Genomic DNA, 25,048 nt, shown 5'->3' with positions numbered 1-25,048 from the left:
CAAGAGCCTGGCCGGACCGCAGGGCCGGGCCGTTTCGCCAGGGCCACGGGCCGTGCCCGCACCGGAGCCACCGGTCGCGCCCCGTCGCGCCGCGCGTCGGATCCCCTTGACCCCGCCGCGGGAGCGAATCGCCGCGGAACACTCTCAAAGCGACGGTCGTCGATTTCCCGGGAAATACGTCGGGACGAACCAGCCACCACCCGCAGGTTCCGGCAACTCCTCCACCGGCTGCCAGGTGATGGCGAAATCTGTGGTGTCCGTGCGGGCGGCGAAGGCCACATCGGCGGCGAAACCTTGGCGGACCAGCTGGCGCCCGTGGTCGCAGGAGGCCAGGGTGCGCTCCACCTGGTGCCGGTGATGCTGCCACAGGGCGAGGGCTGCCTGGGCGGCATCGGTCAGCTCCCACCGGGTGCCGTCCTCCCGGAGGAGCGCCTCGAGCACGGCGCCCGCGCCCAGCACGTCATCCAGGGAGAAGCGCCCCTGGGTCCCGGCACAGATCAGGGTGATCCGGTCCGGCCGGGCCGACGCCAGGTACCTGGCGGTGGCGCTGCGGTTCAGGAGGGAGGCCGCCAGCAGCTTCCGGCATCCGGCCGCCAGCGCGGCCGCTGCGGCCCGGGTGCCGTTGGTGGTACAGAGGACCAGCACCCGCCCTGCTACGGCGCCGGGCGTCATCTCCAGTGGCGAGTTGCCCAGGTCGAACCCCGGCTGGCGCTGCATGTTTTCCTCGCCGGCCAGCAGGGGCGGAGGCTGCAGCCGGTCGCGGAGGGCAAGGGCCGACGGCCGGTCGGCCACGGGACAGAGGGCCCGGGCGCCTGCGGCCAGGGCGGCGGTCATGGTGGTGGTGGCGCGCAGGATGTCGAAGACCACGGCGGCTTCGCCGGGTTCGAAGGCGTGCTGGCGGGCGTCGCCGGCGGTCCAGAGGACGTGCAGGGCGGGCATGGATCAGACCTCCCTCGGAACCAGCGGCCCATCTTGGGTAAGGTGCCGGCTGGTTTGCGATCATAAACCCGGCGGAAGGCGGCGGGCGCCAGAACCCGGCATAGCCCGGCGGAGCGCGGCGCGCGGCCGGGGTCGAAGACGGCTTGCCACAGGCCCGGCACTGCGCTATTATAAGGCTTGCGCGCGGCGGCCGGCAGCAAGCCGGCGGCGGTGTTGCGAAGCCTTGCGTGTGCGGGAGTAGCTCAGTGGTAGAGCGTCACCCTCCCAAGGTGAAGGCCGCGGGTTCGATTCCCGTCTCCCGCTCAAGCCAGAAACAGACGGAGGCCGGCAGCTGGTGCCGGCCTCTTTTGCTTTCATCACTTGCTTCCGCCGGCCTCCGTCATCGCCTGTTCCGGCCGTCCTGCTGAGGTGGGATCCGCGCGCTGACCCCCGTCGCAGCGGGATCGGTCACCGCGCGGGTGAATTCGGTGTTGCGGCAGTCAGGACACGGCGGCAGCCGGTCGCCCGGGTCGTCCAGGCGCACCGTCTGCCCGCAGCGGGTGCACGTGTAAATGCCAGGGCCGGGTTCTTCCCCGGTGCGGGGCATGGATCTCACCTCCGGTGATAACCTGCCCCGCCACCAGGACGGCCACCCGAACGGGTATCACCCGCCGGCTCCGCCCAGACCTGCCCCCGGCCCGGCCGGCTGCTGCCTCCGGCGGCACGGGCGCCGGTGCCCTGGTGCTGGCTGCCGGCGGTCGCAGCAAGGGCCAGCGGCGACGATCCGGGTGGTGGGGTGGCGCGCCCAACAGGCCTGCCTCGGGTTCCACCCGCTTCAGTCCCGGCCCGCCCGAGGCCCGCCCGCCTCAGGCTCTGGCCACGGCCACCCCGGCGCGCTGCAGCATGCGGCAGTGGGCGCAGATCTCGGTGGTGGTGGGCTGGCCGCAGACGGTGCAGGGACGGATCTCCACCTGCTCCCGCTCCTCCTCGAAGTGCTGGCGGCCGCGCTCAAGGAAGCCGAAGAAGAAGGCCGCCTTGGTGCCGGGCGAGAGCTCTTCCAGCTGGTTGAGGATGTGCTTGTACTGGATCGACTTGGCCCCCTTGGCCATGGGGCACTCCTCCACGATATAGTCGATCCCCCGCAGCACGCAGTAGGACGCGATCTCGCGCTCGGTCAGCCGGAAGAGGGGCTTGACCTTCTTCACCAGGTTGGGTGCCGTCGCCTCCAGCACGGGCGCCTGCCGGGCCAGGTATCCGGTGTTCCAGTGGAGCACGTTGCTCAGGAGCGTGGCCGCCTCGTCATCCAGGTTGTGACCGGTGACGATGACGTCGTAGCCGCCTTCCAGCGCCACCTTGTTGAACAGGTACCGCTTGTTCAGGCCGCAGGCGGAGCAGGCCGGCCGCCGCACCTTGCGGGCCAGTTCCTGGGTGCCCAGGCCGTACTCCTCCTCCACGGAGACGACCCGCAGGGTGGCGCCGCGCTCGGCGGCGAAGTTCCGGACCTTCTCCGTAGAGCGCTTGGAGTACTCGCCGATGCCCAGGTCGATGTAGAAGCCGTGGGCTTCATAGCCCAGCCGCAAGAGCACGTCCCAGACGGCCAGGCTGTCCTTGCCACCCGATACGGCGACCAGGATGCGGTCGTGCTTTGTGAACATGCGGTGTTCCTTGATGGCGCGCTGGACCTGGTTGTCGAAGTACTCGAAGAAGTGCTCGGCGCAAAAAGCCGCGTTGTGCCGCCGGATGGGCACCACGGCCGGTTCGCCGCACTTGGTGCACTTCACCGGCGCCACCTCCTTTCTGCGAACCCTTCTACGAGCCTCCGGGCCCTACGAGCCGCCGGAAATGGCCGGTCGCACCTCGATCTCGGCGTCGTCGGGGACCCGGGCATCGGGGGTCAGCAACCGCTTTTCGTGGATCACGATGACCGACTCGTAAGGCAGGCCCAGCTCGTCCAGGATCTCCTGGACGCGCTTCGGCCCCTTGATCTCGTACACCTTGCGCACGGGAATGGGAACGGTGACTTTCATCGGGAAGCCCCCTTTGCGGGATCGTCCCTTGCGTGCCCATGATAGCAGCGGCGGAATGGAAGCGGCAAGGAAGGGGTTTGCCGGATGACGGCGCGCCGCCTGGGACCGCGGCTGGAGGCCCTTCTGGACATGCTGGGCCGGGTCGAGGTACTGGCCGACATCGGCACCGACCACGGCCTGCTGCCCGTCACGGCCGTGTTGCGCGGCCGCGCCCGGCGGGCCATCGCCACCGACCTGCGGGCCGCGCCCCTGGCTGCGGCGCGGCGGCTGGTGGAGGATACGGGCACCCAGGACCGGATCGAACTCCGCCAGGGGCCAGGCCTCCTGCCCCTGCGGCCGGGGGAGGCCGGGACCGTGGTCATCAGCGGCCTCCACGGGGAGACCATTGCCGCCATCCTGCGCGCGGGGGCCGGCCGGCTGGAGCCGGGCACGCGGCTCTTGTTGCAGCCCACCCGCGGTGCCGCCGCCCTGCGCCTTCCGGCGCTGGACCGGCGCACCGGAAGATTGTGGATGGAAAGGTTGTGGCTGGGCGTTGCGCCCGCCATGGCGGCGCCGACCACCGGGCCAGAAGTCCCCGCCGAGGCGGAAACGGCCGGCCCGCCAGGGGCATGCGGGCCATGCGCGCCCCAAGCCGGGCCCGCCGGAGCCGGGATTACAGGAGTGGCGCCCTCCGGCCAAGGACCAGATGACGGTGCGCCGGCCCGCCCGGGTCGGGAGGGACCCCCACGCTGCCTGTTCCTGGACCTGGAAGAGGAACGGGTGGTGGTGGAAGGCCGCCATGCCTACGTGATCATCGCCGGGCGCGTGGTCGAACCTCCGTTCCACCTGCCCGTGGGCTGGCCTGTGTTAGCGATCACAAACCCTTCGGGCCCGGAGGACGCCGCTCCGGACGAACGGCCGTTCATCTGGCTCTGGGACGCCCCGGTGGTCGAGGCCGCCCACCGGCTGGCCGGGCTGGCGCTCCGGTGGGGCGTCGACCCCGGGGAGGCCGTGGGTCGGGTTGGGCCTGCCCTGCTGGCGCACCCCGCCCGCAGCCTTGGGGCAAGGGGTGCCGGTCCGGGTGCCGGGCCGGCCCAGGGTGTCACCGGCCCACCTGCCGCAGGGCGCGCCGGCCCGTGGCTCGCCTGCTGGCTCCATGAGCTCGCCCGGCCCTGGCGGAAAGCGCTGCGGGCGAACACCGGTTCAACCTCGCGGGCGGTGCTGCGGCGGAGCGAGGCGGCGGCATGGCTGGGGTTTCTCGGGGAGGTGCTGGCCCTGGAAGCGGGGAATATGGCTCCTGATCAGGATGCGAGCCCACCGGCGGGCACGCCGGCAGGAGGGGAAGGTTTGGATAGGACGGAGGCGGCGGCCGCTGCCCCGTGGCGCCTGCATACCGACGGTGCAGCCCGCGGCAATCCGGGCCCGGCGGGGATCGGGGTGGTGCTGGTCGGGCCGGACGGGGCGGTGGCTGAACGCATCGCGCGGTTCATCGGCGAGGCGACCAACAATGTGGCGGAATACACGGCGCTGGTCACCGGCCTGCAGCGCGCCCTGGAACGGGGTGCCCGGCGCCTGGACGTCTATTCCGACAGCGAGCTCATGGTGCGCCAGCTCAACGGCCAGTACCGGGTGAAGAACGAGGGGCTGAAACCGCTGTTCGAGCAAGCGGCGCGCTTGGCGGCGCAGTTCGAGCTGGTGCGGTTCATTCACGTGCCGCGCGAGCGGAACCGGGAAGCCGACCGGCTGGCCAACCAGGGCATCGACCAGGGCACCGGCGGCGCCCAGGGGGCGCCCGGACCGGTTTGAAGCCGCGAAGGTGCTGGGGTGGCACCGGGGACGGGTACCGGGCGACGTCAAGGCATGTCTGGCGGCGCCGCGACCCGGGGCAGCGTGGCGGCGCGCGCCGGTCTGCGGCCCTCTGGTGCAGGTGGCATGTTCCGGCGTGCAGGCGGCAGGTTCCGGCGGGGCTGGTTCGTCCCGACCTTGTGAGGCCGCTCCATGGCCCGTAGAATGGCCGTGGAGTCCCCAAGGGGACCATAGGTTTGTCCCGCTTTTGTGCCGCACCCCGGGCCGCACCCCAGGCCGCGCCGGGCGGCCGCGGGCGGGTCCGGGTCGCGGCAGCATGTGCCGCTCCCGGGGCCGCGCTCGCGGCGCGCCCCCCAGGCTCGCTGCGGGGCCTCCAGGCGCGGCCTCGGGGACCGGATTGCCAGCCTGCCGGCACCACCGCCGGAGCAGGCGGGAGCAGGCGAGCCGATCGGTGCGGCCGGCGCGGCGGGCATGGTGGGTCGAGTCAGCCGGGTGATCGCGGGCGCAGGGCCGCAAGGCCGCGTCCGAGGAAAGTCCGGGCTGCACAGGGCACGGTGCTGGGTAACGCCCAGCGGGGGCGACCCCCGGGAAAGTGCCACAGAAACATACCGCCGGTGGAACCGGCGCGGGGCGCGGCCTGCGCCGCGCGCCGCCGGCCACCGGTAAGGGTGAAAAGGTGCGGTAAGAGCGCACCAGCGGCCAGGCGACTGGCCGGCTAGGCAAACCCCACCGGCAGCAAGGCCGAGTAGGAGGGCGATGAGGTGGCCCGCTGAGCCCTCGGGTTGGCCGCTGGAGGCCCCGGGTGACCGGGTGCCCTAGATAGATGATCACCCTCGACAGAACCCGGCTTACAGGCTGGCTCGGCCCCAAGGTTTATAGATGTGGAGGCCGCACTTGCCGGAGCAAGGGCGGCCTTTTCTTTTTTGCGTGCAAGGGCCGTGGGGGGCTGAGAACAGCTAGTGCGTTTCTTATCGTTTCTCGCCCAACGTCATCGAATGTTCGCATCCCCTCCCCTCCTCGGCCGGCTCGTTGTCTAAGAACAGATGTTCTGATACGCTGTCCTTGGATGATTTTGGGGGGCTTCCCCATGCGTGTTTTGCAGGCGTACCGCTTCGCCCTCGGCCCCACACCCCGCCAGGAACGGGCGCTGGCCTCCCACGTGGGCGCCCGCCGCTTCGCCTTCAACTGGGGCCTGGCCCTGGTGAAGGAGCGCCTGGACGCCCGCGCCCGGGGCGCAGGCGTGGAGGTGCCGTGGACGCTTCCCGCCCTGCGGCGGGAGTGGAACCGGCAAAAGCACGTCGTCGCCCCCTGGTGGCGGGAAAACTCGAAAGAGGCCTATTCCTCCGGCCTGGACGGGCTGGCCCGGGCCCTTCAGAACTGGTCAAAAAGCCGCAAGGTTGAACGCAAGGGACGCGGGGTAGGGTTCCCGCGCTTTCGGAAGAAGGGGCGGGGTCGTGAGTCCGTGCGGTTCACCACCGGCGCGATCCGGGTGGACGACCAAAGCCACGTCGTCCTGCCCCGGATCGGGCGGGTGAAGACCCACGAGCCGACCACGGCCCTGCTCCGGCGCATCGAAGCGGGAACGGCCCGCATCCTGTCGGCCACGGTCGCCCGGGAAGGGGGCCGGTGGTTCGTCAGCTTCACCTGCGAGGTGGAACGGCAGCCGGGCCGCCCCCGGTTCCCCTGGAAGGTCGTCGGCGTCGATGCGGGCGTCAAGCACCTGGCGGTGCTCTCCACCGGCGAGGTCTGGCCCAATCCCCGAGCGCGGGAGAAGAACCTGAAACAACTGGCCCGGTGGAACCGCGCCCTGGCCCGCCGCCAGAAGGGCAGCCGGGGGTGGCGGCAGGCCCGCCGCAGGCTGGCCCGGCTCCATGGGCGGGTCCGGAACATCCGCCAGGACGCCCTTCACAAACTGACGCACCACCTGGCGGCCACCTATGGCGTGGTGGTGGTCGAACGGCTGCACGTGGCGGGCATGGGGAAGAACCGTCGGCTTGCCCGGGCGCTGGCCGATGCGGCCCTGGCGGAGATCCGCCGCCAGCTCGAATACAAATGCTTTTGGCACGGGGCGGTCCTGGTCGAAGCACCGCTGTTCGATCCCAGCAGCAAGCGTTGCTCGCGGTGCGGCGCGGTGAAGGCGTCGCTACCGCTTTCGCAGCGCGTTTTCCGCTGTGAGGAATGCGGGCTCGTGCTCGACCGGGACGAAAACGCGGCCCGAAATCTCGCGGCCCTGGTGGCCGCCGTCGCCGGGAGTGGCCCGGAGACGTGAAACGCCCGTGGACGGGATGGAAGACCTGCCGCAAGGCAGGCGATCCCGGAGGAAGCGGGAAGCCGGCTCCCGCTCATTGCCGGGTAAGACCGGCACCGTCGATCCGTGAGGATCGACTGCCTGAAACAGATGACGATGTTTCAGGTAACGGTGCGGGGAACTCTTGGGCAAGAAAGCCTGCGGGAAGAAACCGGCAGAGGATGCGAGGAGACTGCGCGAGGAAAAGGGAGGAGGAGGTCCCGTGGCGGAACCGCCATCGACCCCACCGGAGCCCGCTCCGCCGGCCCCGGTCCCGTCGCCGGCGGGTCCGGCCCGCAGCCCGCACCCGGTCCTGGCCTTGCCCTGCCGCTCCCTCTGGCGAAGCCGCCACCGCCCGGAGGACCCGGATCGCTTCCTGGCCTCCCTGCGGGACGAGGCGCGCCGGCTGGGCCGGCAAGGGGCGGGGGCCGTGGAGTTTCATGCCGACGCCTGCGTGCTGGATGCGCGCTATGCGGCTCCAGGCCCGTGGCGCGAGGCCGGCGCCATTCTGGCCGCCGAGGGTCTGGCGGCCACCGTCCACCTGCCTTACGTGTGGCCTGACCTCACCGCCTTAGACCAGACCGTCTGGGAGGGCAGCATCGCCTCCATCGTCACGGCCCTGCGCGCCACATCCCCCCTGACCCCCCTCCTGGCGGCGGTCCACCCGGCCAACTATGCCACCCAGGCACTGGTGCTGGCCACACCGGCCGACCAGCGGCCCGGCCTGCTGGACGAACTGGCCACCCGTCTGGTGGCCGCCTTGCGCCGCCTCCAGACCGAGGTCCCCCCGGCAACGGCGGCGGTTCTGGCGCTGGAGAACCTGGAGGGGATGCCCTGGGCTCTTTTCGACTCGGTGGCCCGCGCCGCCGGGGTCGCGGTCTGCCTGGACGTAGGTCACGCCGTCAGCAACGGTGATGATCCGGTACAACTGGCCCGCACCCTGGGCGGCCGCATCCGCGGCCTGCACCTGCACGATGCCGTGCCGCCGGCGGGCCAGGGGACCGGCGGCGCAGCCGTCGGCAGGGCCCACCTGCCCCTGGGACAAGGAAGCCTGCGCCTGCCGGAGCTGGCCGCAGCCCTGGCCGAAACGGGGTTTGCCGGGCCGGTGGTGCTGGAGCTGGAGACCGGCGACGCCCTGGAGGCGGCGATAGAAAAGGTCCGGGCGGCGTGGTCCACGGCATACCGGTGACGACTCCGGCGGGACGGGCACCGCCCGGACAACCGTCAGTCGGCCGCGCCGTGCCAACGGGTCCGGGGGCGACTGCCGGGCTGGGCGCGACCTCCGGGCCGTCCGGGACGGCCGGACTCGCGGTCCCGGGCAGCGCGCGCCGGCATGGGCCGGCCGGCTGCCGACGGTCGCAGCTCAGGCCGCCGGGGCCAGAGCGATCCGGCCCGCCGCGGCATGGCGCCCTCGAGCGCCAGGGCCAGGCGGGGGAAGGACTGTACAAGTCGCGCCAGGGCCGCCGTGAAACCAAGCCCCCACAACCAGTACAGGCCCCACGCACCCAGCAGCGGATCTCCCGCCAGCGCGGCCAGCAGCCACGCCAGGACGGGGAATGCCAGGCCCACGTGGAAGACCAGCACCACCATGGAGTGCTGCCCCAGGTAGGCCAGTGCGCGGCAGGCCAGGGGCAGGCGCGCCAGCGCCGTGGCCAGGTGCAGGGCCAGCACGCACGCCGCGACGCCACCGCTGTAGAACCAGAAGGGATGGCCGTACTGGCGGGTGTTGATGGCCACGGCGCCGTTCTCCGCCAGGGCTGCCAGCCAGAGCCCCAACCCGAGCAAGACCGCCCCCGGCCGCCCGAGCCGGCCAGGCAGCAGGGACGGTCCCGCAGCCTGGGCCTGGGCCCTGCCTCCGCTGACGGCAGGCATGGCGGGAGCCACGGTCTTCCAACCGGTTTCCGGAACTGCGTCGTGATCTGTTGCGCAGCGGCCCGGCGCGGTCGGCGCATCCCCCGGCAGGAGGCCGCCGGCGCCGCCGGCTGCACCCTCGGCCTCGGCGGCCTCCGCTGCTTGCGGCCAGGGCCTGGGGCCGGGGCGGCCGGGCCGGGTTCCTCCGGCCTGGCGCGCAAACCAGCCGGCCCAGAAAAAGGGCTGGGCCGCCAGGGCGACGTCCAGCGACCACGGCAGCGGGGCTTGCCGGCCCAGGGCGATCCCGGCTAGGCCCGCCGCCAGGGCGCCGGCGGCCTGCAGCAGCGGCGGCCGGCGGGCAAGAAGCCGCAGGAGCCCCCAGAACAGCACCTGGCCGCAAAAGGCGGCCGGCAGGTACCAGAGGGGCAGGTTGAAGACGAGCCAGCCGGCGCTGGCGCTGCCGTAGAGCCAGCCGGCCAGGGGCCACCACCAGGGGACGGCCTGGGCCTCCGGGCTCGCCGCGCGGCGTGCCAGCTGCCAGAAAAGGTAGGTCATGAGGCCGCCCGTCAGATAGGGTAGGAGCAGGCGGCGTGCCCGCTGGCGCACAAGCTGTCCGGGCCGGGTGCCGTACCGGTCCCAGTTGAAGAGGTAGCCCGAAATGAAGAACAGCAGCGGAAGGCGCAGGGTGCTCAGCGGCCCGTTGATCCAGGCGGGCAGGGGCGTGTGTCCGAGGACCACCAGGCTGATGCTGAGACCGCGGGCCATGTCCAGAGCCGCCACGCGGACCGGGCACGGTGACAGGGGTTGCCGGCCTGCGCTTGCCACGCCCCGCTGCGGGCGCCGGAGCGCGGCCGCGTCACCGCTGCCCGGGTCACCGCCGGTCAAGTGGGCGCCACCCGGTGCGCCGCCGCCTGGGCGGCCGGCGCCAGGCCTCCCTCCCGCGGCGGCACCGCCGCGGAGGCCCGCGGCCTCGCCGCCGGAGACGATCCGATTGTCACCGCCGGTTCGCCGGTTCTTCATCCTTCTCACATGGTTCGAGGGGCCGGGGGGCCGAACAGGGCGTCGCTGGCGGACGGACCCGCCGTCGCCGCCCGATGGGCAGGCCGTCGCCGCCGGGGTGGCCCGCCCGGCCACCCCGGGCGGCCCGTCCCGCAAGCCGGTCCGGCAAGCCGGCCGGGAGAGCGGGTACGCCGCCCACGCCCTCCCTCCGGGGCCGCGCCCGCCCGCGTCCTACCGGGGCCGCCCGCGCCTTACCGGGGCCCTGCTTGCTGCGGGTGAAGGTCCAACGCCGGCCGGCCTGCTGAGGCGAGCAAGCGGGGCGTGGCACCTATCCCGGTGTCCACGCCCCGCGCTCGGTTCATCCCTTGCCCCGACATGGCGAGCGGGACTGCCCCGCCGTGCCGCGCGGGCCGGGTCGTTCCTTTGCGGGCGCCGGAGGCGTCCCCGTCCCTGACGGGCTCCCGGGTTCCCGGGCCTGGCGGGTTCCCCAGCCGGGCGCCTATCGGGCCTCCCGCGCGCCCGGCCTGCCGCCTGCAGGCCGGAACTGGAACCGCACGGCCAAGGCGGGGTTGGCGTCAGCGCTCCCGCCGCTGCACGTCCAACTGATAGTGTACCGTGGTGCCCGCATCGCCGGGAGCCAGGTGGGTCACCAGGATCAGCTGGCGATCGGCGTTGCTCCGCCCGAGGGTCGCCTGCAGGGCGTTCAAGTCCTCCTGGCGCGGCTTGTTGTGGAAGCGGAAGTCCCGGACCTGGACCTTGCCGTTCCGCTCCAGCTGCACCACGGTCACCAGGTACGTGATGGGCTGGCCCGTCGCCTCCCCCAGGCTCTTGAACCCGTCCAGGCTGCTGCCGTCGAAGGGCCCCGCCACCACCCCGCCGCTGGCCCGGACCACCACGTTGTCGATGAACCAGCCGTCGTTGGCGGGGTCGCCGTCGTTCCCTGCCGCGGCCCAGTCCGTCACGTAGCGGAAGGCCAGCAGGAGGGACCGGCCGTCGTAGGCCGAGAGGTCAAAGGATTCGTGGCGCCATCCGCCGGACGAGCCGGTGAATCCCGGCACGTTTTCCTGGATCCGCGGGTGGGCCTGGGGGTCCAGCACGTCGGTGGTGTTCTCGTTGGCCAGGCTGGTCCAGGTCTTGCCGCCATCCGCCGACACCTGGACGAACCCGTAGTCCCACGCCGCCTCGATGTCGTAGAAGTGATCGAATTCCAGCACCGTGCCGGTGGCTCCCCGCAGGTCGAGGGGCAGCACGAGCCACTGGTCCAGCAGGTTGCCGGTGCCGCTCCACAAGGCCTGCCCCTGGCCGCCGGCCGGGGCCGCGACCACCGACCAGGGGATGGGCAGGTAGTCGTCGCCGTTGAACTGCACCCGGGTCGCCCGGGCTTGACCGCGGGTCCAGGTGGCCGCCACGTCGGTTGCCCAGCCTGCCACCTGCCCGTCCCCGTAGGTGGTCGCCTCCAGGTTGATCCCGCCGCGGCTGCCGAACCGGGTCAGGTCGATGCTGTCGAACGCGTACTCCCGCGGGAGGCGGGCCTGGCCGGCCGCCATGAGCGCCACCTGGAAGTCGCGGTACACATCGGTGAAGCGCTGGGGATGGCCCAGTTCGGCCAGCACGGCGTCCACGCCCTGGGAGCCGTTGGCCGGGTTGGCCACCAGCCGGCGGATCACCTCACCGCCGCCGAAATGGTCGTGCAGGTAGAGCTGGAACAGGTACGCGATCCCGTAGTCGGCCAGGATCTGCCGATCGCCCTGGTCCCCCCAGGCGGTCAGGGAGTTCTCCGGATTGTCCAGGTACCAGTCCACGTGGCGATCGGGATGGCCGTACCCCACCAGGAACTCGGCGAAATCCGCGATCCCCTCGTCGATCCAGCTCTCCTCGTCGCTGTCGTAGTCGTCATGGATCAAGTGCTGGAACTCGTGGGCCAGGGTCCCGTCGTACAGGTGGGCGCGGCCCGTGCCGGGCACCCGGCGCCAGGGGGCGTCGTTGGGCCCCAGCCGCTGGGCCCAGTCGAAGGCGTCGATGGTGACGATGTTGCGGTCCATGTAGTACTCGTAGGCCGACGCGTAGAACCCGGCCACGTAGGAGGGATAGCTCGGGTCATAGTAGTTCTCGTCCTTGACGTTCTCTACCAGGATGATGTCCCGCGCCTTGCCGTCGGCGGCGGTGTAGTAGCCGTCGGGCACGTATCCCCATGCATCCAGAAGGGCCCCGGACCCGTCGTGCTGGTCCCAGGGACCAAAGAACGTTTCCTCCTTGGGCCGGATGTTGCTCTCGAACTCGTTGAGCAGGTAGGCCACCTGCTCGCCGGTGATGGCGACCATCTCGTTGCGCGGATCACCTGCGGGGAAGGCCAGATCTTCCGCGACCCAGACTTCCGCGTGCTCGCTGACGCCCCGGAGCACGAAGGTCGTGGGCACCAGCCTCCCCTGTGTCAGGTCCAGGGTGAAAAAGGTCCGCCGCGTTCCCGGGACCGGATCGTATGCGGCACTGGCAGACCGGATGCCCGGCTGGTCACCGCGTTCGGCTCCCACCACCTGGCCCTTGCGGGCCACAGGGAATTCCTTGTGCCGGACGGCGGGCCCGATGTCAACGGGTTCCGGCTCGGTGAAGCCGGTGGAACCGGCGGCAGCCGCGTCGCCGGCCGCAGGGGGCGATGCGTCCGGTGCGCCTGCCGCCAGCGCATGGCTGCCGGAGCCGGCCCCGGGCCATGCCACCAGGGCGGTCCCCATGACGGCAGCGGCCAGCGCCATCGCCAGCACCCGGCGGACCCGGCGATGACGGGAACGATGCATCACGCCACATCCCTCCTCTGGAACAGCCTGTCCGGGGGGAATGGTTTCGCCTTCCAGATGAGAGCTCCTTTCGCGAGACATGGCACGCATTGTCAATTCGGGTGCACAGCCACGCGGCGGGCGCCGGAACAGGGGGCTTCCCTGGCGTCGAGATTCGGCGCTACGCCCCCGCCGCCAGGATCGGAGCCCAGGATCGAAGCCCGACGGGCTCCCGGGCCATCGCGGAAGCCCGGAAGCCCGTCAGCGGTGCGCCGTGCCGGCGGCCCAGGGGAGCAGGGCGTCAGCGGTTGGGCAGGCTGCCGCCGCGGGCAGCGGGCCTGCGCAAGGGGAGCACCGGCCTGCCAAGGGCGGGCCGGCCGCCCGGGCCGGTGGGGGAGCCGGGCGGGCCCGAGGGCTGCGGGGCAGGCAAGCTGCTGCCTGCCGCCGCTCGCCAGCCCGCCCACGCCGGCATGACCACTCGCCCCAGGCTGGGACCGGGGGCATCGGAACGGGCCGGAGGTCTCCCCCGGTCCTCGGGCTGCAGGCCCGCCGGTGCAGGCGGGCGTCCCCCGGGCACGGGCGGTCCTTGCGCGGCTGCCGGAGAGCACCCCGCCGGGGTCCGGGAGGGGCGGCCCGATGACCGTAACACCCGCCGCCGGATCCTCCGGCTCGCTCTGCTCCGGCCCGAGGTAGCCTGGCGGGTGGTCCCCCCAGGGCCGGGCGGTTGATGGGCCGCGTCCGGGCCAGCAGCAGCCGGCGGTGTCATGGGCCGTGGCATGCTCGTCGGCATGGCAGCGGGAACCTGCTGCGGTCCACCCGCCCCATGGTCCGGAGCCGGGAGGGTTCCGTCCGGTGCTGCGGCACCGGCTCCCGCCCCCGCAGCCACCGGTCCACCGCAGGCGCCGGGTGCGGCAGGCGCAGGGGGCGCCGCCGGGGAGGGCCTGGCCCCTGGGGCTGCTGGCGCCCCGATGCCGGGCGGTGGGTTGTGCCCGGACGGGATCTGGAGCCGGCTGGGGGGGCGGCCGGAGGCATGCTGGGGTACCGGCAGGGACTCTTCCTCCCCCCTGGTGGTCGTGGACGGTGGCTGCCCACCCCCACCAAGACCTTTCTCGAGGCTTTCCTGCGGCGGGTGGGCAGGGAGCGGGGCCTCGGCCGGCGAGCCGGCCGAGCCGGGGGCAGCGTGGGCGACGTCCCCCGGGGTGGTGGCCGGGCCGGGGAAGGCGCGAGAGCCATCTCCCGGCACGGCCGCTGGGCTTGCCGAACCCTGGGTGATCGCCCCCGGCCCACCGGCCTGACTGGGGGTATCCTGGCTCACCGGCCCCACCGCGGCGGCCTGGCTGGAGGTACCCTGGGGGACCCTGGCCGGCGTGCCGCCTAGGCCCGGGTCACCCTGGGGGACCTCACCCGGTGCCACCGAGCCGCCTAGGCTCGAGGCACCCTTGGGGACCGCACCCGGTGCCACCGCCGGCCTGGTCGAACCCCCCCAGGCTTCCCCCCTGCCTTCCGCGGACCGGCCGCCGGGCAGGGTGCCGGGTCGGGTGCCGGGAAGGGCGGCGGCCGCAGCGGGGCCGGGTGCCGGCAGCGGCGGGCGCGGCTGCCGGGGCGGCAAGAGGGGCCGGGCGACCGCCGGGGGGAAGACCTGGTAGACTTCCAGGCCCGCCACCTGGATGGCTGGAGGAGCGTTCACGGCGTAACCCGAAGCCGGTGCCGGACTTGCGGGCTTCGCCGCCGGGCCGGGGCCAGGAACGGCGTCTGGTGCCGGGACCTGTGTCACGCCTCCGGGCCCCGGGGCCTCGGCGAGGCCGGAGCCGGGCAAGGACCCGGGCCGCGCCGCGACCGGGACCGGGGGCTGGGCGGTGCCCAGACACCACCGGCTGGCCGCCGCCGTCGCCGAGCCCAGGACGAACCCGGCCAGGCCGGCCAGGGCGGCCAGAACGGCGTACCCGGCGGGACCGGGGGGAAGGAAGCTGGGCCACCCCGGGCCGCCCGCCGCCCCTGGGGTCAAGGTGCCGGCGGCGGCCGTCCCCACAGGCCCTGAGACAGGCCCCGAGATGGCCGGCCCGCTGGCGGGAGGGTTGTTGCCGAGACCGGGGCCCGCCTCCCAGGCGCCCGTGATCCAGAGCAGCCCGGTGTGCGCGAGCCCAAAGAGGACGGCAGCGACCATGCCCAGGGCCACGGAGCGGGCCACCCGCCAGCGCGGGGACCGGTATCCGTCGCCGGTGCCCGGGGGAGCGGGCAGGGGTGACAAGGATCCCCGTTCGCTGGCGGGTGCGGGGGAGCGGTGCGGTGGGGCGGCGGGCGGGCTGCCGTGACCGGCTCCGGCATGGCGGGCAACAGGCCGCCGGAGGGGCCTCCGGGCCCGGGGTTCCGCCACCGGGCCGGGGGCGCTGGCCCCGGTGGTCCCCGTTCCCCGGGCGGCTCCCATCCGGGCAGGGCGCCCGCCGCCACGGCCCGGCAAGAGCCAGAGCAGGCCCGAGAGGATGACCGGCTGGGCCGGGGCGGGTACCTCGGCCCTGCCGGCCAGGGCCAGCATGATCCCGGTTCGCAACATGGTATAGGAAGCCGCCGCCGCGGGGGCGTCTTCCGGCCGCCGGGCCGACCCGGCTGCGTGGGCCAGCACCCAGGCTGCCAGGGTCACGGAAGCGGCCGCGTAAAGCCCAGGGGGCAGCCGGCGGGCCGGGTGGTCCGCCGGCAGGGCGGCAAACTCCCAGGGAGCGACGGCGGCGAGAGCCAGGACCAGGGCGCCGCCGTGCAGGATCCAGCGGAGCACCAGGGGCCGGGCGTCATCCTTCAGAACCTCCGTCCCGGCATCCTTCCCGGCCCGGGCGGCCAGGTCGCGTCCGGCCAGGTCGCCCGCGGCCAGGGCGGCCAGTACGGCCGCGGCCAGGACGGCCAGGCCCCGGGCCGGCCACAGACCCTGGCCCAGGGCCGGCAGGGCCATGCCCCCGCCCCAGCCCGCCCAGCCGGCTGCCACGGCCAAATAGCCGCCCAGGGCCACCAGGTGCGGCAACCAGCCCGGCCCCCGGCGGGCGGTTGCCTGCAGCCACCGGAGCAGCCCCTGCGCCGCGGGCTGCGCCAGGGGATGGTGCCCTGCCTGGGACCCGGCCGGCGGCCGCGTGCCGGGCCGGGCTTGCCCCAGCCCCGAAGACCGGGCGAGGGGAAGAACCTGGCGCAGGGGCCGGGGCGAAATTTGGTAGGGGACCTGCGGCCAGGGGTTGACCCCTTCCGCCAGCGGGGTTCGGCGGGGGTTGCCGGTGCCCTGGGGTCCGTTGTCGCCTTGCGCCCCGGCCTTGCCACCATGGCCTGCGGCGTCGCCGCCCGGCGCCCGGGGGCGAAGGGGCCACCGGCGCCGGAGCCCGCGCCCCGCCGCGGCCAGGGCCGAGGCGGCCATCCCCGCCGCCGGGGCGACAAGGCCCAGGAGCAGCAGCGGGTGCGGCGCGGGTTCGCCCGCGGGGTGGCGGACGGCGGCCGCCAGCGTGGCATACAGACCGGCCACCGTCAGGACGGTGCCCAGGGCGGCCCCCCAGGCCCACGGCTGCGGTCCGCCGCGGTGCGCCCCCCGGGGCGCCGGTTCGTCCGCCGGGCCGGGCAAGGTCCCCGAACCGGGCCGGTCCTGTCCGGTATCCGGGGTGGGCCTGTCCGGCCCATGCGGAAAGGGCCCGGCAGCCACCGGGACGGCGACCGGGACGGCGGCCTGGCGCTGGGCCACGGCTGCTGCCGCCGGAGGGACCGGCAGGGGCGGTATCATCATCAGGGGCGGCTCTTCCCCTGCGCCGCGGGCGGGGTCCCCTGGGGAGGGATCCGCCGCGGCACCGGGCCGGCGGGGGCCGGCGCCACCTGCCGGGCCGCGGACCGGCCGGCGGAAGGGGATGGGTCGACGGGACGCCATGACCAAGCCTCCTTCGTGGTGACCGGACCTGGCGGGAACCGGCGGGGCCGGGCGCGCGCAAACCCATGCGGTGCCTCATGATGCCGCGGGGGCCACGGGGCCTCAAGCCAGCCTATGCAGCAGCCGGGCAGGATATGGCGGGCCCCCGATTCGGCCGGCACCAATTTTTGCGAGCCGCGACGGGGCGGGAGGAAAAGGCGCGGCCGTCGGAAAGAAAGGACTCGATAAGAAAGGACTCGATGCCGCAAGCGGCCGTGAACGACAGGCGAAAGGGTGTGAGCTTCGTCGTGGCGGTCATCCTCCGCCTTGTTGCATGGGTCGTGCTATGGCTCGGCGGGCTGGCGGCCACCCGGGCGGTGGTCGAGCCGGCTGCCCGGCAGGGGGCTGAGGCCTTCCCGCAGCTGGCCTGGCCCGCCCTGGCCCTGGCCCTGCTGGGTGCGGCGGGAGCCTACGGGATCGTGGCGGCCGGCTGGGGCCGGTGGATGGACGGCCGCAGCTTCTGGCTGCGCCTGCCCCTGGCGCTGCTGTGGGCCGGGGGGGCGGCACTCCTGGTCCTGGCGGCCGTCAGCGCCCTGGCCCGGGTCGAACCCCTCACCGCCGGCCGGGTGACGGCTCCGGTCCTGCTGCTGGCCGTGCTCGGTTCCCGGCTGCTCTGGGTGGCAGGGCTGCTGGCGGCGCTGGCCGGTTCGACCCTGGGAGCCCGTCCCGCCGAGCGGCGGCGCCGGCTGGGCCCTGGCCGTTTGGGCCTGTGAGCGGACCGGGCGCAGTCCCGCGGCCGGGCTTGGCCATCGGGCGGGGACTTCAGTGGAGCCAGCGCACCCGCCACAGGGGCCAGAAGACCAGGACCGCCCGCCCGTCCAGCCGGTCTAGGGGTACCGGCCCGAAGGAGCGGCTGTCATAGCTGCTCGGCCGGTTGTCCCCCAGGACGAACACCGTTCCCGGTGGTACTTCCACCGGGGGCAGGTCCGAGCGGTCACCGTACACCACGTACGGCTCGTCGATGACGGTGCCGTCGCGGATCACCCGGCCGTCCTCCATGGCCACCGTGGAACCGGGGCCGGCCACCACGCGCTTGATGTACTCGCCGCCCGGCTGCTGGAGGGGGCGGAACACCACGATTTCCCCCGGGCGGGGCTGCCGCCAGCGGGCGCCCAGCTTCAGGACCAGGACCCGTTCGCCGTGGTGGAGGGTGGGCTCCATGGAGTGGCCCTGCACCACGAAGGATTCGGCCACGAAGGTGCGGATCACCAGGGCCAGCAGCAGGGACAGGGCCAGCGTTTGCAGGAGTTCCATGAGCACGCTTCCCAGTGCGCGAAATCGGACCATGAACAACGCTCCGTCGCAGGGACCGGACCCCGCGGAGATCCGGTCCCGGTTAATCCATTGGTATGACGCTCACTGCCGGGATCTTCCCTGGCGCCGCACCCGGGACCCGTACGCGGTGCTGGTGTCGGAGATCATGCTCCAGCAGACCCGGGTGGACACGGCCCTGCCCTATTACCTTCGCTTTCTCCAGCGATTCCCGTCGGCCTGCCACCTGGCGGCCGCGCCGGAGGAGGAGGTCCTTAAACTCTGGCAGGGCCTGGGCTATTACCGGCGGGCCCGCCAGCTGCACCGGGCGGCCCGGGTGCTGGTGGAGCGCTACGGGGGCCGGGTTCCTCCGGACTTCGAGGCGATCCGGTCCCTGCCCGGCGTGGGCGACTATACCGCCGGGGCGGTCTGCAGCATCGCCTTCGACCTCCCGGTGCCGGCCGTGGACGGCAACGCCCAGCGAGTCCTGGCCCGCCTGTTCGGTGTGGACGAACCGGCCGACCGGGCGGCGGGGCGCCGCCGGCTGGACGAGCTGGCGCGGCGGCTGGTCGAGGGACCGCGCCCCGGAGCCCTCAACCAGGCGGTGATGGAGCTGGGTTCCACCGTCTGCACGCCGCGCAAGCCGCGCTGTGACCGTTGCCCGCTGGCCGGCCTGTGCGTGGCCGGACGGTCGGGGCAGCCGGAGGCCTGGCCCGTGCGCCAGCGGGCTGTGCGCTGGGCCGAAGAGGACGTGGTGGTGGTGGGGTGCGTGCGGGGGGACCAGGTGGCGGTGATCCGCCGGCCGGAAGGGGGCCTTCTGGGCGGGCTCTGGGCCTTGCCCTACGCCCTGCGGCAGGAAGGGGAGACGTGGCTGCAGGCCCGGGACCGGCTGGGGGCGGCGCTGGCCGCCGAACTCGGGGAGCCCCTGCGCTGGTACCCTGACACCCTGCAGGGGCGGTGGGATTTCAGCCACCGGCGCTGGCACTGGCGGCTTTACCTGGCCTCGTCCGGTGGGGGTCCGGCCCCAGACCGGGCGGCGGGGGCGGGCGCTGCGGCGCCCCCGCACGGCGCGGCCCTGCCGGGCCATGCCGGTCAGGTGGCCGAAACGCCGGGGGCCTGGGCTTCAGGGCCGGTCCGGTGGGTCGACCTCGGACACCTGGACAGCCTGCCCATGGCTTCCCTGGACCGGAGGCTGCTGGAGCAAGCCGTGCAGGTTCTGGCAATGCTGCCCCAGGGGCAGGTGCCGGGGCTGCAGGGGCAGGTGACGGGGCTACAGGAGCAGGCGCCGGGGCAACGGTCCCGGCCGGAACCGCTGCCGGGCCGGGGCCGGACGGGGCCGGGCGGGGCCGGGGAGGCGGCGGGGGCGGCGGGGCAGGAATGAGCAACGCGGCAAGGCGGGGCGTGGTGCCCCGCCTTGCCGCACCGGGCTGCGTTCGTCCGGCAGCCGGGCAGCCGGGAACCGGCTCCCGTGGCTTACCAGAGCTCGCCTATCCGCCTGCGGACCTCGCCCTCTTCGGGGAACCGGCCCGTTTCCGCCTTGTTGTAGACCTCGCGGCCTCCGGCGGTGACGATGAACCGGCCACCCGAAGAGGGGACCAGGGTCAAGGAGGCTACCCGGTCCGGGTATGCTTCCAGGATCTCTTCCGCCACACGGGCGGCTCGCGGCAGGTACCCTCAAGAGGTGCAGTACTCGATGCGGACTTCGATGCGGTCGCTCATCCCGAACCTCCCCTTCACCCGGTCGCCGCATCCGGTTCGCGGTGGCCCCCGGCCACCGGCCGGGCGGCGCCACCGGACCTCTGCGGGCAGGCACCGGCGGCTGGCCGGCCGGTGCCCGTCCACCTTATGAATACATTACCACTTACCCCTCCGGCGGTCCCGGCCCCGGGCGACAAAACACCGGGCGACAAGACACCGGTGGAAGGTTCCGGGCCGGCCGGTTACAGGACCCCGGTCACAGGATGCGCTTGCCGAAGGCGGAGGCGATGAGCGCCACCGCCACCTCGGCGGTGCGGTTGTGCACGTCCCGGATGGGGTTGACCTCCACCACCTCCATGCCCGCCAGCAGGCGGGATTCGGCCACGATCTCCATGGCCAGGTGGGATTCCCGGTAGGTCAGCCCGCCTACCACCGGGGTGCCCACCCCCGGCGCCACGTCGGGGTCGACCACGTCCACATCGAAGCTGACGTACAGCCGCCGCACGCCGCGGCCCTGCAGGTGCTGCAGCGCGCGCCGGGTCACCTCCGCAATGCCCAGCTCGTCGATCTGCTGCATGGTGTAGGTGACGATGCCCGTCTGCCGCAGCTTCTCCCGTTCCCCGGGGTCCACGTCCCGCAGGCCGATCATCACCAGGCGGTCCGGGGGCAGGTAACGCGGGAGCCAGCGGGTGTGGGCCAGCAACTCCGGATCGCCCTTGCCGACGATGCACGCCACCGGCATGCCGTGCACGTTGCCGGAGGGCGTGGTGGCGGCGTCATTGAAGTCGGCGTGGGCGTCGAACCAGAGGACCCCCAGGTCGCCGGCCCCCGCGCTGAGGAAGCCGCCCACCGAACCGACGGCCAGGCTGTGGTCGCCACCCAGGACCAGGGGAACCCGGCCTTCGGTCACCATGCGCGCAACCCGCTGGGCCAGCAGCCGCCACACCGGCTCGATGGCCTCGATGTGCTTGAGGCGCGGGTTGGCCGCATCCAGGCTTTCGGCCACGGGCACCTCCAGGTTGCCCAGGTCCCGCACCTGCCGCCCCACCTGTCGCAGCGCCTCGGTCAGGCGGGCGTAGCGGATGGCGCTCGGACCCATGTCGGTACCGCGGCGGCTGCTGCCCAGGTCCATGGGAACCCCAAGGATCCCGACCTCCAAGGCGTCCATCTCCTTTCCCCGCAACCGTTCCCTTCCCTTGGGGCCGCAGGCATGAGCGGCTCGCGCACCCTGCGCCCCGTGCCGGGCACTGCGGCCGCCCGGCGCCCGGCAGGCGCCCTGCGCGCCGCGCTGTGCCCCGGGTACGGCGCACGGGCACCCGGCGGCACCCGCGACAGGCCCCGCCGCCCACGACAGGCCCGGTGCAGCGGACCGGCTCTCCTGCGCCCGAGACCCCGCGCCGCATGACGCGCGGCTCCGCGCGCACCAGCCCGTCCTGGGCCGCAGCCCCTTGTCCCGCCGTGGCCACCGGGCGCGGCCGCGCCATTCCCGGTGCGCCGCTCCCCCTGCGGCCATTATGGCATGTCCGGCCCGGGAGTCCCTCTTGCCCGCAGCTGCTCCCGCAGCAGGCGGGGCATCCTTTGCTTGACGGGACGGGCCGTTCCGATTCGTGCACGTTCGGCCGCGTTGCTGCGCCATCACCATCCCGGCGGAGGAGGTCGTGGCCATGGAGAACACGGGCGTCATGATCGTTCTGGGGCTTCTGGTGGTGGGGGGCCTGGCCTTCTGGGCCTTGAACCGGGCGGGCACCCGGGCCGGCCTGCCCGGCGACATCCCCTCCCGGCCCCGCCCGGCGGAGGGGCGGCCGGTCAACCCGCGGAAGCCCACGGTGGGCGGCGATACCTTCACGGCGGCGGACAACGTCCTGACCGGAGGGGACGAACCCGGCGAGCCCGGCGAGCCGGGTGAAGGGCGCCAGCAGGAGGCTCGTACGGGGAGCAGGGAGAACGGCCCGGCCGCCGAGGGGTCGCGCCAGGGTGACTGAACGGTGCGAAGTGCAGGGTGACGCGCCGGCCCGATACGGGGGGTTCCCCCCGTCTGCGCGCGGGGCCGCGGCAGCTGGCCGCGGCTACGACGGGGATTTGGCCGCCATCGGGTGCGGCCGTCCACCGTGGCCGGGCGGCCGCCTACCCTGGGCCGGCAGCCGCCGACCCTGCCCGGGCCCTGTGGCCCATCGGCGGCCGCGTCCCCGGGACTTCCCTCGGGGCGGGCCCCCACCGGCCGCTCCGGTCCGGGCCGCGAGGTACGCCGGGGCGTCCCTGCCATGACTTGCCGGCGTGAGGCGAAGGGCGACGGATCATATTACGACTGCCAGCCTCGGCAAAAAGGCACGGGCCTCGGGAGGAGGTGACAGGCCTTGGCTCGTGGTCAGCAGAGCAACCGGCATCTGGTCCCGGGTGCTTCACGGGCCCTGGATCAGTTCAAGTATGAGGTGGCGCGGGAGCTGGGCATCCAGATTCCTCCCGACGGGTACTGGGGTGACATGCCCACCCGGTTGACGGGTGCCGTCGGCGGCCACATGGTGCGCCGCATGATCGCCCTGGCGGAGCAGCAGCTGGCGCAGCGGGGCACCCTGCCGCCGGCCGACGCGACCCGCGGCGCCGCAGCGCCGGCCTTCGGGACGGCGAACTGGGCGGCCGGCCGGGCCGACGCCTTCCAGCCGGCCCCCCGGGTTTGACCAGCCGGCGGGTTCTCCGGCCCGGTGATCCTGCCGGCCGAGCCGGCCATCCGCCGCCGGCGGGGTCCTGCGGGCGGTAGAGCCCGTCACGGCTTGCGCCGGGCGGGATCCCGGCCGCTGCCCGGACGGGCGGCCCTGCAGCCCGAGGCAACGAGCGCCACCGGGCGAGGCGGGGGCCGGGGGCCGGTTCCACCGGCAACACGGCGATACCGGGAAGACCGGCGGTACGTGGGATCGGAAACAGGCTGCGGGCCTTGGCGACCATCGACCCGGCCTGGGCGGACGATCCGGCCTGCGGGCGGGGCGGCGGCAAGGCCCGTTTCCCCTTTCCAGCCTGTGCCCCTTCAAGCGTGGGGTGCCTGGGGTCTCAAGGTTGCAGAGTGTACCAGAGCCAGGAGGCGATGTAGGCCAGCTGGCCCGTCAGCACCAGCACGCCCAGCAGGACCAGCGCCACGCCGCTGGCCTGTTCCACCCGGCGGAGCAGGGGGCCGCCCCGGCGCAACCGGTCCGGCTGGAGGCGGTCGATCAGCACCGCCAGGGTGAAAAACGGGACGGCAAAGCCCGCGGTGAAAGCGGCAAGCAAGAGCATGCCCTGGGCAACGGTCCCCGTGGACGAAGCCAGCAGCAGGATGGACCCCAGCACCGGACCCACGCAGGGTGTCCAGCCCACGCCGAAGGCCGCACCCATCAGGGTTCCGGGCCAGAATCCGCCCGCGCCGGCGGCCGGCGCCTGCGCCCACGCCGGGCGCCACTCGCGCTGGAGCCACTGGAGCCGGATGACCCCCAGCATCTGCAGGCCAAAGAAGACGATCAGGACCCCCGCCACCTTCTCCAGCACGCTTTTGTACGCGATGAGCAGGGCTCCCGCCGCCGACAGGCTGGCCCCCGTGGCCATGAACACCAGTCCCAGCCCCAGGACGAACCCGGCCGCGCCGGCCAGGCGCCGGGAAGAAGGGTGTCGCAGGGCACCCGGCGCGGTTGCCGGCCCCGGCCGGCCAGTTCCTTGTGTTGACCCCGCCGTGCCACCCAGTAGGGCCAGATAGGCCGGGTAGAGCGGCCAGACGCACGGCGAGAAGAAGTAGGCCATCCCGGCCAGCAGGGCGATGCCCGCCGTCACCTGGGTTTCCGGACCCATGCTGCATCAGAGCCTCCTCCGCCAGAGGGACGCATGTCCCCTTCGGGCTTGGTGTGGCGCTTGACCTGGTCCGGGTCGGGCGGGCCCGGCCGGGCCGGGGCCGCCCGGATCGGCCGGCCTGCCGGCGGGACCGGCGCGGCAGGACCCGTTGGCCGCGGGTCCGGCCAGCCGCCGCATCACGCCGCCGGCCGGTCCAGGGCCCCCGCCTCCATGGCGATCCGCTTCAGCTCGGCGATGGCGTCCTGGACGTAGGCCGGCAGCCACAGGGCCCGGCAGGTCTCCTTGCTGGGCGTGACGGACCGCATGAAGAGGTACGTGCTCAAGAAGTCCACGTAGACGCGGCGACCGTCGGTGGTGCCCACCTCAAGGTACGACGTGTTGGGCGAAAGCTCGAACAGGAAGCGGAAGTTGGGCTGCTCGGCCTCGGGATCAACCCGGGGCTCGCCGAAGCGGGCCGCCAGGGCCTCCCGCAAGCGGGCCACCCGCGGGCCCAGCTGGCCGGCGGGCGCCTCGTCCACCAGCCGGTCGAAGGCCGTACCCGTCACCCGCCGCCGTTCCAGTTCCTCGATGGTCTGGCGGAACAGGGGCTGGTCCAGCCGGCCGACCACGTTCTCCATGCCCTTTCCTCCCTTCGGAAGCGGATTCGTCCCCTCCACCGCGAATTCTACCGCCCCGTAGGGCAGGGGGAAACCGCTGCGGGCCCGCCGGCAGCCGGTCAGGGGGCCGGCCCAGGAATCGTGTCCCAGCCGGTGCCTCAAGTGGTAACATGTTTTGCTGTGGCGCTGGAGGCGATGCCGCTGGTGATCCGGATTCCGGTGACGGCCTGGTGGTTTCCGCTGGCCGGCCTGGGGTGGGGGCTGGTACTTTACGGCCTCCCCCTGGTGCTGGGCCTTGCCCTTTCCCGGCTCCCAGGTCGCGGGGGAGGGCAGCCCGGGCCCCGCGGCAGGCCGCGCAGCTGGCCTGGCGGCACCACGGGCGGGCGGGGGCTGGCGGCCGGGTTCTTCACCTACCTGTTGCTCTCGAACTGGCTGGCGACCCTGGGGCTTGGCCTGGAGGGCCCCGGGTGGGGCCGGGGCCTGTGGCTCCAGGCCGCGTTTCTTGCCGCCTTCCTGATTCCAGCCTACGCCGGCTGGCTCCGGCCCGGCGGGCGGATGGGCCGGCGGGTCGGCTGGACCTGGGCTGCCGCCCTCGGCCTGGACGGAGCCGCGGGGGCCTGGGTGGTGCGCGCGGCCCTGGAGGCGGGCGGGCTCGCCGCCGCACCGGCCGCCGCCCTGGCGGCGGCCCGGCTGCTGCTCGCGTGGGGGCTGGGCCTTTTGCTGGCCGACGGCCGGCGGCCGCCGCGCCGCCAGCTCCTGGCGGGGGGCGTGGTGGCCGGCCTGCCCCCCCTGGTGACGGCAGTCCTCCCCGCCAGTGCGGGGCTGGTCGCCTGGAGCCTGGTGCTGCGGGCAGCGGCGGCCGGCCTGCTGCTCTCGGGGCTGGCCGGCGGGCGGCTGGTGCCGGGGGCGCGCCGCCTCCGCGGCGAAGCCCAGTGGGCCTTTGCCCTGGCCATGGCCACGGCCATGGCGGTGATGTTCGTCCTGGCCCAGTGGATGGCGCTTCCGCTGGGGCCCGGGGGTGCGGTCCTGCCCTGACCCTGGACTTCCCGGATTGAAACTCCCGGATGGCAAATCCCGGATTGCAAGTCCAGGGCTTGTGAAATCCATCACGAAACACAACAAGCCTC

The 25,048-nt window shown here is 73.6% G+C and carries 20 protein-coding genes, 1 tRNA gene and 1 other RNA gene; 10 read left to right on the top strand and 12 right to left on the bottom strand.

From position 1 onward, the window contains the following. Positions 1 to 144 precede the first annotated feature (144 nt). Positions 145 to 939 carry a 2-phosphosulfolactate phosphatase gene (locus tag DYI95_RS10335; protein WP_116899864.1) on the bottom strand — a complete coding sequence of 265 codons (795 nt, stop codon included), beginning with the start codon at positions 937 to 939 and terminating at the stop codon, positions 145 to 147. A 231-nt stretch (positions 940 to 1,170) separates the two neighbouring features. On the opposite strand from DYI95_RS10335, the gene DYI95_RS10330 reads away from it, so the two are divergent. Then, positions 1,171 to 1,242 (top strand) — tRNA-Gly (locus DYI95_RS10330). Between the two features lie 76 nt (positions 1,243 to 1,318). Here DYI95_RS10330 and DYI95_RS10325 read toward each other — a convergent pair. From DYI95_RS10325 to DYI95_RS10315, 3 genes are all read right to left on the bottom strand, one after another. Beyond that, on the bottom strand, positions 1,319 to 1,525 hold the full coding sequence (locus DYI95_RS10325; protein WP_116899865.1) for a hypothetical protein: 207 nt from the start codon (positions 1,523 to 1,525) through the stop codon (positions 1,319 to 1,321). Between the two features lie 259 nt (positions 1,526 to 1,784). After that, on the bottom strand, positions 1,785 to 2,699 hold the full coding sequence (locus DYI95_RS10320; RefSeq protein WP_116899866.1) for a TIGR00269 family protein: 915 nt from the start codon (positions 2,697 to 2,699) through the stop codon (positions 1,785 to 1,787). A 45-nt stretch (positions 2,700 to 2,744) separates the two neighbouring features. After that, the gene (locus DYI95_RS10315; RefSeq protein WP_116899867.1) at positions 2,745 to 2,945 is read right to left on the bottom strand and encodes a MoaD/ThiS family protein; all 201 of its coding nucleotides are present in this window, start codon (positions 2,943 to 2,945) and stop codon (positions 2,745 to 2,747) included. Positions 2,946 to 3,029: 84 nt separating this feature from the next. On the opposite strand from DYI95_RS10315, the gene DYI95_RS10310 reads away from it, so the two are divergent. The 4 genes from DYI95_RS10310 to DYI95_RS10295 all read left to right on the top strand — a co-directional run bounded on the left by DYI95_RS10310 (position 3,030) and on the right by DYI95_RS10295 (position 8,206). Continuing rightward, positions 3,030 to 4,730, top strand: a complete 1,701-nt coding sequence (locus DYI95_RS10310) for a tRNA (adenine(22)-N(1))-methyltransferase TrmK (RefSeq protein WP_116899868.1) — start codon at positions 3,030 to 3,032, stop codon at positions 4,728 to 4,730. Between the two features lie 480 nt (positions 4,731 to 5,210). Continuing rightward, an RNA gene (gene rnpB / locus DYI95_RS10305) (RNase P RNA component class A) lies at positions 5,211 to 5,597 on the top strand. A gap of 220 nt (positions 5,598 to 5,817) precedes the next feature. Beyond that, positions 5,818 to 6,999 carry an IS607 family element RNA-guided endonuclease TnpB gene (gene tnpB, locus DYI95_RS10300; protein ID WP_243149752.1) on the top strand — a complete coding sequence of 394 codons (1,182 nt, stop codon included), beginning with the start codon at positions 5,818 to 5,820 and terminating at the stop codon, positions 6,997 to 6,999. Positions 7,000 to 7,240: 241 nt separating this feature from the next. Then, positions 7,241 to 8,206: a sugar phosphate isomerase/epimerase family protein gene (locus tag DYI95_RS10295; protein WP_116899901.1), complete on the top strand. Its 966-nt coding sequence runs from the start codon at positions 7,241 to 7,243 to the stop codon at positions 8,204 to 8,206. A gap of 35 nt (positions 8,207 to 8,241) precedes the next feature. Here DYI95_RS10295 and DYI95_RS10290 read toward each other — a convergent pair whose 3' ends face one another. From DYI95_RS10290 to DYI95_RS10280, 3 genes are all read right to left on the bottom strand, one after another. Next, entirely contained in the window at positions 8,242 to 9,633 is a 1,392-nt protein-coding gene (locus tag DYI95_RS10290) for an acyltransferase family protein (RefSeq protein WP_147308087.1), read from the bottom strand. Positions 9,634 to 10,442: 809 nt separating this feature from the next. Then, complete coding sequence (locus DYI95_RS10285; RefSeq protein WP_116899964.1) at positions 10,443 to 12,659, bottom strand: choice-of-anchor J domain-containing protein; 2,217 nt, start codon at positions 12,657 to 12,659, stop codon at positions 10,443 to 10,445. A 280-nt stretch (positions 12,660 to 12,939) separates the two neighbouring features. Further along, positions 12,940 to 16,527, bottom strand: coding sequence for a hypothetical protein (locus tag DYI95_RS10280; protein ID WP_116899903.1), 3,588 nt, complete (start codon positions 16,525 to 16,527; stop codon positions 12,940 to 12,942). A gap of 275 nt (positions 16,528 to 16,802) precedes the next feature. On the opposite strand from DYI95_RS10280, the gene DYI95_RS10275 reads away from it, so the two are divergent. Then, positions 16,803 to 17,279 carry a hypothetical protein gene (locus DYI95_RS10275; RefSeq protein ID WP_116899904.1) on the top strand — a complete coding sequence of 159 codons (477 nt, stop codon included), beginning with the start codon at positions 16,803 to 16,805 and terminating at the stop codon, positions 17,277 to 17,279. Positions 17,280 to 17,328: 49 nt separating this feature from the next. Here the strand turns inward: DYI95_RS10275 and lepB are convergent, their stop codons facing one another. Continuing rightward, on the bottom strand, positions 17,329 to 17,820 hold the full coding sequence (gene lepB / locus DYI95_RS10270; RefSeq protein WP_243149751.1) for a signal peptidase I: 492 nt from the start codon (positions 17,818 to 17,820) through the stop codon (positions 17,329 to 17,331). Here lepB and mutY point away from each other — a divergent pair. Next, positions 17,819 to 19,198 (top strand): A/G-specific adenine glycosylase, encoded by a 1,380-nt coding sequence (gene mutY / locus DYI95_RS10265; RefSeq protein WP_243149750.1) that lies wholly within the window; start codon positions 17,819 to 17,821, stop codon positions 19,196 to 19,198. The two genes, lepB and mutY, sit on opposite strands and share 2 nt — an antisense overlap. 92 nt (positions 19,199 to 19,290) lie before the next feature. Here the strand turns inward: mutY and DYI95_RS10260 are convergent, their stop codons facing one another. Then, positions 19,291 to 19,536, bottom strand: coding sequence for a SelT/SelW/SelH family (seleno)protein (locus tag DYI95_RS10260; RefSeq protein ID WP_006903078.1), 246 nt, complete (start codon positions 19,534 to 19,536; stop codon positions 19,291 to 19,293). A gap of 235 nt (positions 19,537 to 19,771) precedes the next feature. Next, positions 19,772 to 20,683 (bottom strand): arginase, encoded by a 912-nt coding sequence (gene rocF / locus DYI95_RS10255; protein ID WP_116899965.1) that lies wholly within the window; start codon positions 20,681 to 20,683, stop codon positions 19,772 to 19,774. A 496-nt stretch (positions 20,684 to 21,179) separates the two neighbouring features. On the opposite strand from rocF, the gene DYI95_RS10250 reads away from it, so the two are divergent. Together DYI95_RS10250 and DYI95_RS10245 are read left to right on the top strand one after the other, a co-directional pair. Beyond that, positions 21,180 to 21,497: a hypothetical protein gene (locus DYI95_RS10250; protein WP_116899907.1), complete on the top strand. Its 318-nt coding sequence runs from the start codon at positions 21,180 to 21,182 to the stop codon at positions 21,495 to 21,497. A gap of 372 nt (positions 21,498 to 21,869) precedes the next feature. Beyond that, entirely contained in the window at positions 21,870 to 22,190 is a 321-nt protein-coding gene (locus DYI95_RS10245) for an alpha/beta-type small acid-soluble spore protein (protein ID WP_006903083.1), read from the top strand. 367 nt (positions 22,191 to 22,557) lie between these two features. Here DYI95_RS10245 and DYI95_RS10240 read toward each other — a convergent pair whose 3' ends face one another. After that, positions 22,558 to 23,325 (bottom strand): cytochrome c biogenesis CcdA family protein, encoded by a 768-nt coding sequence (locus DYI95_RS10240; protein WP_116899908.1) that lies wholly within the window; start codon positions 23,323 to 23,325, stop codon positions 22,558 to 22,560. 176 nt (positions 23,326 to 23,501) lie between these two features. Continuing rightward, a complete protein-coding gene (locus tag DYI95_RS10235; RefSeq protein WP_116899909.1) occupies positions 23,502 to 23,942 on the bottom strand; it encodes a hypothetical protein in 441 nt (146 codons plus the stop codon). Positions 23,943 to 24,116: 174 nt separating this feature from the next. On the opposite strand from DYI95_RS10235, the gene DYI95_RS10230 reads away from it, so the two are divergent. Then, positions 24,117 to 24,956: a hypothetical protein gene (locus DYI95_RS10230; RefSeq protein WP_243149749.1), complete on the top strand. Its 840-nt coding sequence runs from the start codon at positions 24,117 to 24,119 to the stop codon at positions 24,954 to 24,956. Positions 24,957 to 25,048 lie beyond the last annotated feature (92 nt).

It is taken from the genome of Thermaerobacter sp. PB12/4term, assembly GCF_003403315.2.
In the GTDB taxonomy this organism is placed as follows: Bacteria; Bacillota; Sulfobacillia; order Thermaerobacterales; family Thermaerobacteraceae; genus Thermaerobacter.
The sequence above is the reverse complement of the archived record's forward strand: the minus strand, read 5'-3'. Positions and strand labels throughout refer to the sequence as shown.